Origin of the sequence: Haloplanus sp. (assembly GCF_028275055.1) — an archaeon.
In the GTDB taxonomy this organism is placed as follows: domain Archaea; phylum Halobacteriota; class Halobacteria; order Halobacteriales; family Haloferacaceae; genus Haloplanus.
Window position 1 is genome coordinate 1 of the sequence record NZ_JAQCNJ010000083.1, and the last position, 7,468, is coordinate 7,468.

The 7,468-nt window shown below is 65.4% G+C and carries 4 protein-coding genes; 2 read left to right on the forward strand and 2 right to left on the reverse strand.

The annotated features are described in order from the left end of the window. Together ileS and Q0925_RS10615 are read right to left on the reverse strand one after the other, a co-directional pair. Positions 1–3,156, reverse strand: a complete 3,156-nt coding sequence (gene ileS, locus Q0925_RS10610) for an isoleucine--tRNA ligase (protein ID WP_299335218.1) — start codon at positions 3,154–3,156, stop codon at positions 1–3. A gap of 517 nt (positions 3,157–3,673) precedes the next feature. After that, on the reverse strand, positions 3,674–4,723 hold the full coding sequence (locus Q0925_RS10615; protein WP_299335221.1) for a CAP domain-containing protein: 1,050 nt from the start codon (positions 4,721–4,723) through the stop codon (positions 3,674–3,676). Positions 4,724–4,828: 105 nt separating this feature from the next. On the opposite strand from Q0925_RS10615, the gene Q0925_RS10620 reads away from it, so the two are divergent. Further along, positions 4,829–6,025, forward strand: a complete 1,197-nt coding sequence (locus Q0925_RS10620) for a PQQ-binding-like beta-propeller repeat protein (protein ID WP_299335224.1) — start codon at positions 4,829–4,831, stop codon at positions 6,023–6,025. A gap of 692 nt (positions 6,026–6,717) precedes the next feature. After that, on the forward strand, positions 6,718–7,468 hold a 751-nt coding region (locus tag Q0925_RS10625), incomplete at its 3' end, for a surface glycoprotein (RefSeq protein WP_299335228.1).

A 7,468-nucleotide genomic window follows, 5' to 3' on the forward strand; every position in this document is an offset into this window, starting at 1 on the left:
CTACGCGGCGGGTTCGACACCGATAACGACGGGGACGCCGTGGATCGTCTCCGAAACCGACGCCGCAGGATCGGCCAGCGAGTCGACGACCGCTTCGGAGCGGGTTTCCGTGGCGATGTGGTCCATCTTATCGTTCAAGAGCGCGTCGACGCCCTCGTCGTCGACCGTGATGGCAGTCCGGATCCCCGCGTCGATCTCCAGGTCGAGTTCCTTGCGGAGCTGCTGGACCCGTCTGACGATCTCGTTGGCGTAGCCGTCGGCCTCGAGTGCGTCGTCCCGGTCCGTGTCGACGTAGACGGCCCCGTCAGTGAACTCCGAGGAGAGGACGTGCTCGGGCGTCTCCCTGACGAACGACACCATCGATTCGTCGACCTCGTAGGACTCGCCGTCGACGTCGACGGTCGGCGTCTCGCGGAACTCCTCGCGGGTCAACTTCGAGAGCGCGTCCGCGATCGCACCCGCCTGCTGGCCGAACGCCGGCCCCAGTTCGCTCATATCGGGATCGACGCGCCAGGAGACGCCCTCCCACTCGCCGGTGGTGGTTTCGATCCGTCTGGCGTTCAGGCGGTCGGCGAGGATCGGGGCGAGCGCGTCGATGTCCTCGACGACCTCCGCCGACCCGCTGACCACGACCCGCCCGACCGGCCACCGACGCCCGCGCTCACCCTGTTGGCGCGCGTTGGCGCCGACCTCCTCGACTTCCCGGAGCGTCTCGATCTGTGCTTCCAGTTCCGCGTCGCGCAACCGGGCGTCGTGTTCGGGCCAGGAGAGCATGTGGACGGTCTCCGCCGCGCCGTCGAGTTCCTGGTAGATGGCCTCGGCGATGAACGGCGTGAAGGGAGCGAGCAACCGGGCGCACTGCGTGAGAACGCGCGTCATCGTCGCGTAGGCCGCCTGTTTCGTCGGCGACTCCGTCTCCTCCCAGACGCGGGACCGGATGGTCTGGATGTAGAACCGGGAGAAGTCCTCGGTCAGGAAGTCGATCACGGCATCGAGCGCCTCGTGGCTGTCGTAGCGCTCCATCGCCTCAGTCATCGTGGCCGTGGCCGACTCCATCCGGGAGAGGATCCACTGGTCGATGACCTCGAGTTCGACGTCGTCGACCGAGAGCGACGTGGGATCGACGTCGTCGATGGACATGTACTGGTCGGCGAACTGGAGGACGTTCCAGACGATGTTGAGTCGGCGCTGTGCCCCCTCGATGCCGTCCCAGCTGAAGTCGAGGTCCACACCCTGTGGGTTGTGCGAGAGGAGGTAGAGTCGGGTCGGGTCGACCCCGTAGCGGTCGCGGGCGTTCTTCGGCTCGACGATGTTCCCGACGGATTTGGACATCTTGTCCCCTTCAGCGTCGTTGAGGAACCCGTGCATAATGACGTCCTCGTAGGGCACCTCGTCGAACGCGGCGACGCCAACTTCGAGTTGCGACCAGAACCAACCCCGTGTCTGGTCGTGCGCCTCGATGATCAGGTCGGCCGGCCACAGTTCCTCGAAGTCCTCCTGATCCCCGGGGACGCCGATGGACGCGAGGCTGGCGACGCCCGACTCGAACCAGACGTCGAAGATGTCGTCGATCCGGTGGTAGGTCCGGCCGTCCTCGGTGATGGTGATCTCGTCGACTACCGGCCGGTGGAGGTCTACGTCCTCGAGGTCGATGTCCTGGTCGGCGCGCTCGGCCAGTTCTCCGGCCGACGCGATAGTGATATACTCCTCCCGGGGGCCGTTCTCGGGGACCCAGATCGGGATCGGGATGCCCCAGTAGCGCTGGCGGGAGAAACACCAGTCGCGTGCGTCCTCAACCCAGTTCCGAAAGCGGTTGTCGCGCGCCCACTGGGGGTACCACTGGCTCTCGTCCATCTGCTCCAGCAACACGTCCTGCTTGTCGGTGATTCGGATGAACCACTGGTCGGTCGCCCGGAGGACGATGTCGGTGTCGCACCGCCAGCAGTGCCCGTACCGGTGTGCAGTGCGGCCGGACGCCAGCAGCGCGCCGTCGGCTTCGAGGTCGTCGAGCACTAGCGCGTTGGCGGTGCCGTCGTCGAACCCCTGGGTGACCTCGGCCCCCGCGTACTCGCCGGCCTCGTCGGTGTAGGCACCGGTGTCGTCGACGGGCGAGAACACCGAGAACCCAACTTCTTTTCCGAACTCGTAGTCCTCCTCGCCGTGGCCCGGCGCGGAGTGGACGATGCCGGTCTTGTCGGCCGTCACGAAGTCCGTCGCGTAGACGCGGTGGACGATGTCCTCCTCGTGGAGTTCCGTCTGCTTGGGGAGGTGCGACTCCAGCGGGTGGGTGTACTTCTCGCCCGTGAGTCGCTCACCGGAGAACGTCTCGACCACCTCGACGTCGGAGAGTCCGGCGGCCTCGACGACGTGCTCGACACACTCCTCGGCGACGATGAGTTCCTGCGCCCCGTCGTCACTGGTCGCCGTAAGACGGGCGTACTGCAGGTCAGCGTCGACCGCCGCGTACTGGTTCGCGGGAATCGTCCACGGGGTCGTCGTCCAGATGACCAGCGACGCGCTGTCGTCCACGAGCGGGAACTTCACGTAGATGGAGGGCGATTCGATGTCATCGTACTCCACCTCGGCGTCCGCGAGCGCGGTCTGACACCGTGGACACCAGTTGATGACGCGGTCCGACGGGTCGACGAGTCCGTTCTCGTCGATCCTGTCGAGGGACCACCACGCAGCCTCGATGTACTCCGTCGTTGGCGTCCGGTACGCGTTGTCCCAGTCCATCCAGACCCCGAGGGATCTGAAGTCCGACTCCATCTCGTTGAGGTAGTGGTCGGCGAACTCCTTACAGCGCTCGATGAACTCCTCAACGCCGAACTCGATGATGTCGGTCTTCGTCTCAAAGTCCAGATCCTCCTCGACTTTCGTCTCGATCGGTAGCCCGTGCATGTCGTAGCCGGGGCGGTCGGTCACCTGGTGTCCCTGCATCCGGTGGTACCGGATCATCTGGTCTTTCAGCGCCTTGTTCCAGCCGGTTCCGAGGTGTGTCGCACCGCTCACGTACGGTGGCCCGTCCAGGAAGTAGAACGTCGGATCGTCCGCGTGTGCCTCCTTCGTCCGCTCGTAGGCGTCGACCGACTCCCAGTGGTCCTCGACGGTAGACTCGAGGGAATCAGTGTCGTAGTCGTCGTCGAACTCGACCATATATTCCACCATTGCGTACTGCCTAACTTAAATTGGACCATCTCGAACCGACGACTACGCGGCGGGAGATCGACGGACAGCATACGGCCGCGCGCCGGCAGACTGCCGGCGCGCCGACACCGGCCGAGCGGCGGCTATAGTGGCGTTTGCAACTGGTTGCACATCCGATCGCACGACGGCGTTCGATCGAGTGATACTGGTGGCTATAACGACGTGAAGATTTTCGATACCCCGGGGTATCGAAATCCGTCACGTGACTATAGCCGACAGTATGAGCAACGACTTGCAAACGCTACTATATTTCGACACCTGGGGGTGTGGGAATCCTCGCGCGGTCACAGCCGAGGGTATCAATTGCTCCCCAGTCCGAGACGCGCGGTGTCCGCGTCAGGGACCTGTCAGTGACGGGCCGCGGGTCCGGTCCCACCGTGTCGGGGAGGTCGTGACGGCACCTCGACGTCGGGGAGGTCGTGACGGCACCTCGACGTCGGGGAGGTCGTGGTCGCGTGGACCGCCGTCAGCTGAAGTTCTGCGTCGCGAGCAACGCGCCGTCACTCGCCTGGTAGACGCCGATCCCTTCGGCCGTGAGCGACCCGGTGAGGATGTTCTCGCGGTGGCCCTTCGAGTTCATCCACCCGGTGACGACGTCGCCGGCGATGTCGGCGGCGTCCGTGCCGCGAGCCGGGTGCCGTTTCGAGATGTTTTCAGCAGCCCGGCGGCTCTCGTAGCCGTGCTCCTGGTAGCGGTCCATCGTCGTCGTCCCGTCGGGCGCGCGGTGTTGGAAGTAGTCGCCGGCCGCCATCGCGCGGCTGTGCGACCGGGCGATGGCGGCCAGGTGGGGGTCGGACCCCAGTTCGTCGTAGCCGTGGTCGCGTCGTCGCCGGTTCGTCGCCTCGTGGATCGCCGATTCGATGCTCGCCGGATCGACATCGTCCGGCACGTCGACGAGTCGTTTCAGGGCAACGACGCCGACGACGACGGTGCCGCGTGGGTCCCACCGCGCGCCGACGCCAAGGTGAGTGAACTCTGTCTCCGGGTCGGTGAACTCGGCCAGATACGCCTGCAACAGCTCCGTGGCGACGGCCTCGGCGGTCTGCCCACTCGGGTGCGCCTCGAACGAGTACGTCTGGTAGCTCCCGACCGGGGACGGCTGTGCCGCGATGCGGTCGCGCAGCGACTCCGGCTGGCGCCCGGGATGGTGGGTTGCCTCCACCCGGTCTCGGGCGTGCGCCGCGGCGGTGGCCGAGAGCGACCGGTCGACGGAACACGGAGCCGGGACGCGGCCCTGGAGCCGCCGGGCCAGTGCGGTCTCGAGTTCGGGTTCGGCGATCGCCGGGCGGAGCGAGACGGCGTGTCGTGTCGTCCCGGTACCGACCGAGGCCCCGCATTCGGGGCACCGTGCCGACCCGGCGATACCGACGCCACACGCGGCACACTGCAGTGATCCGTCCACGTCGATCACCAGCCCACCACAGCTGGGGTCGTCGTGGGTCGAGGCCGAGAGGCGTGCGTCGCACGCGTCACACCGTGTGGCGGGCGTCCGGACCGTCGGGAGCTGGTCGTACATCGTCGTGTACGAAATCGGGCGCCCCGCCGACACATAACGTCTCTCCCGTTGCCACCGTCGCCCCCCGCCCGGAGGTTTCTTGTCGATGTTCGTGGTCTCACCGATATGCCAACCGAGTCGGGACCGCCGAGGGAGCAGTGGCAGTTCGAGACCGGGGGCGAGGTCCGATCCTCGCCGACCGTGTACGACGACACGGTGTACGTGGGCAGCGACGACGGGGCACTGTACGCGATCGATCGGGAGACGGGCGGAGAACGCTGGGCGTTCCGGACCGACGGCCCCGTCCGGAGTTCGCCGACCGTCTTCGGCGGCACGGTCTACGTCGGCAGCGACGACGGGACCGTCTACGCTGTCGACACCGAGTCGGGAACGTGTCGCTGGCAGTACGGGACCGACGGGAGCGTCACCGGGAGCCCCGTGATATACAACCTCACGCTGTTCGTCGCCAGCGCTGACGGGCGAGTGTCCGCGATCGACCTCCAGCGCAAGGCCCCGGTGTGGACTGTCGAGACCGACGGAGCGGTCGTGACATCCCCGTTGGTCGTCGAAAACACCGTGTTCGTCGGGAGCACCGACGGGACGGTGACGGCCATCGCGGCGCTCAGCGGCGACGTGCAGTGGCGCTTCGACACCGACGGGGAGGTCCGGACGCCGCCGACCACGTCACAAACGAGGGTGTACGTCGGTGACCGCTCCGGGACCATCTACGCGCTCGCACGCGAGACCGGCGAGGAGGTCGCACGGCTCGACGGCGACGCGCCGGTCGATGGGCTGGGGTCGATGACCGCGATCTCGCCGCCGACGGCGGTCGGGGAGACGGTCGTGTTCGGGAACTACTTCGGGCGGGTCTACGCGGCGCGGCTCCAGCCGGAGCTCCAGGGGGTAGTCTGGAAATATGAGGGGATGATGGGAATCCAGAGTGCACCCGCCGTCGTGGACGACCGCGTGTACGTCGGTGACGTGGGTCGGGTGCACGCGATCTCGCTGGACTCCGGGGAACGACGGTGGGCGTTCGAGCCGGAGGGCGCCAGGCGGTTCCGGTCCTCACCAACGGTCGCCGACGGCATCGCGTACATCGGGAACGACGACGGAGCCCTGTATGCGATCGCCGTCGACACCGCGGCGGCGAGCAGGGACAGTCGGGAACGGACCGGAACAGTGGGCCACCACGACCGCCACGCGGTCTATCAGTCGTCGCTCGGGATGTACAACTACGTCGAATCGAACGACGACGGCGCGTTGGGGAGGGTGAAACGGCTGAACGAGGCGTTGGACGCAGCGCTGTGGTCCGACGACGCGTAGACGTCGTGGGACGGTAGGTGACTGCTGATACTGTTGGCTATAATCACCTGAAGATTTTCGATACCCCGGGGTATCAAAATCCGTCACGTGACGATAGCCGACAGTATGAGTCGCAGACCGCGAGCGGGCGACTCCGCTCGTGTGCGTTCTGAGCAGGCTTCCGGTGTTCGGAGGCGTTCTCGGCGGTCATCGTGCGATGAATCCGCCGCACGACACCCATCGTGCGACGAGTGGTGACAAGAGCCCTCTAATCGGAGGCAGTCACCGCCAACACGGGATCCGACTGTGACGGCCTTCGCAATTATTTGGCTGGCGGTGACAAGTAATGATTCGCTTACCTAGTGTATACCAATACTAAGTTTTAATGGCCATCGGGTAGCGGTATGAGTTAGGTGGTTGACAACTACCGCATCCACTCGGACGGATCCAGATGGAAGAGATAGGGTACAAGGGATGACATTTCCGGACGACGGCGGGGACGCACACGTCCACCGGGGTCGCTGGGGCGTGTGGCGGCGGATCCGCAGCGGCGCCGTTACGGACGGGAACACGGCTCGAAGCGCCTCCAGGAGGTGCACGAGGAGTACCGCGACCTCAACTGACGGGTGGAAGTCGAAGACGCCCGAACGCGCCTCGGTTGGGCAGAGGGGTCGGCCGACGAACAGCGGTTACTACGGATTATCCAGCATAGAATGACACACAACAGTGACGACTTGCGCGGCAAGACGCGGGCGGTACTACTGGCGACCATCACGGTCATCTCCGTCTTCGGGGGCACGATGGCCTTCGCCGGCAGTGCATCAGCAACAGTACAGGATTTCGACGGACTGACCGCCGACGACGTTGCGGCGGGACCCAGCGCCGTTGAGCAGACGATAACACTGGAGAACGTCGAGAACGATGGGAACGCGGAAACCATCGAAATCTCGAACGATCTGAACGCCCTCGACGATTCGGTGATTGCAGGACCGGGAACGACGAGAGTCTCCACGTCCAACGGCCACAATGCGTCGGTCAGTGCGGTCACACCCAACGGGACGGTCGTCGTCGACCTGGCGGCCGAAAATTCATCGACCGCCGACATCGTGGTGACCGCCGAACTCGACCTCAGTAGCCTGGAGGACGAGACGGTCACCTACACGGCCGAGAGCACCGGGAACGGGATCACACAGACCGATACGTTCGACATCTCCATCGCCCGGCCGCAGATCAGCGACGGCAACGTGGTGGTCCCGGAATCCGCACCGGACACCATCGAGGTCACCTTCGACGAGAACATTGCGCTCGCGGATGGCGCAACCGAGGACGACGCGGCGGACGCGTTCAGTGTGTCGGGCGGAAGCTCCCTCTCAGTAGAGAGTATCGTGGATATCAGTGGTGACACGATTGTCCTCGGACTGGATAGATTCGTCCGGAGTGACGAGACGGATATAGAGGTGTCCT

Coding starts and splice junctions, on each gene's coding strand:
- Q0925_RS10620 (WP_299335224.1), top strand. CDS start 4,829: ATGCCAACCGAGTCGGGACCGCCGAGGGAGCAGTGGCAGTTCGAGACC.
- Q0925_RS10615 (WP_299335221.1), bottom strand. CDS start 4,723: ATGTACGACCAGCTCCCGACGGTCCGGACGCCCGCCACACGGTGTGAC.
- ileS (WP_299335218.1), bottom strand. CDS start 3,156: ATGGTCGAGTTCGACGACGACTACGACACTGATTCCCTCGAGTCTACC.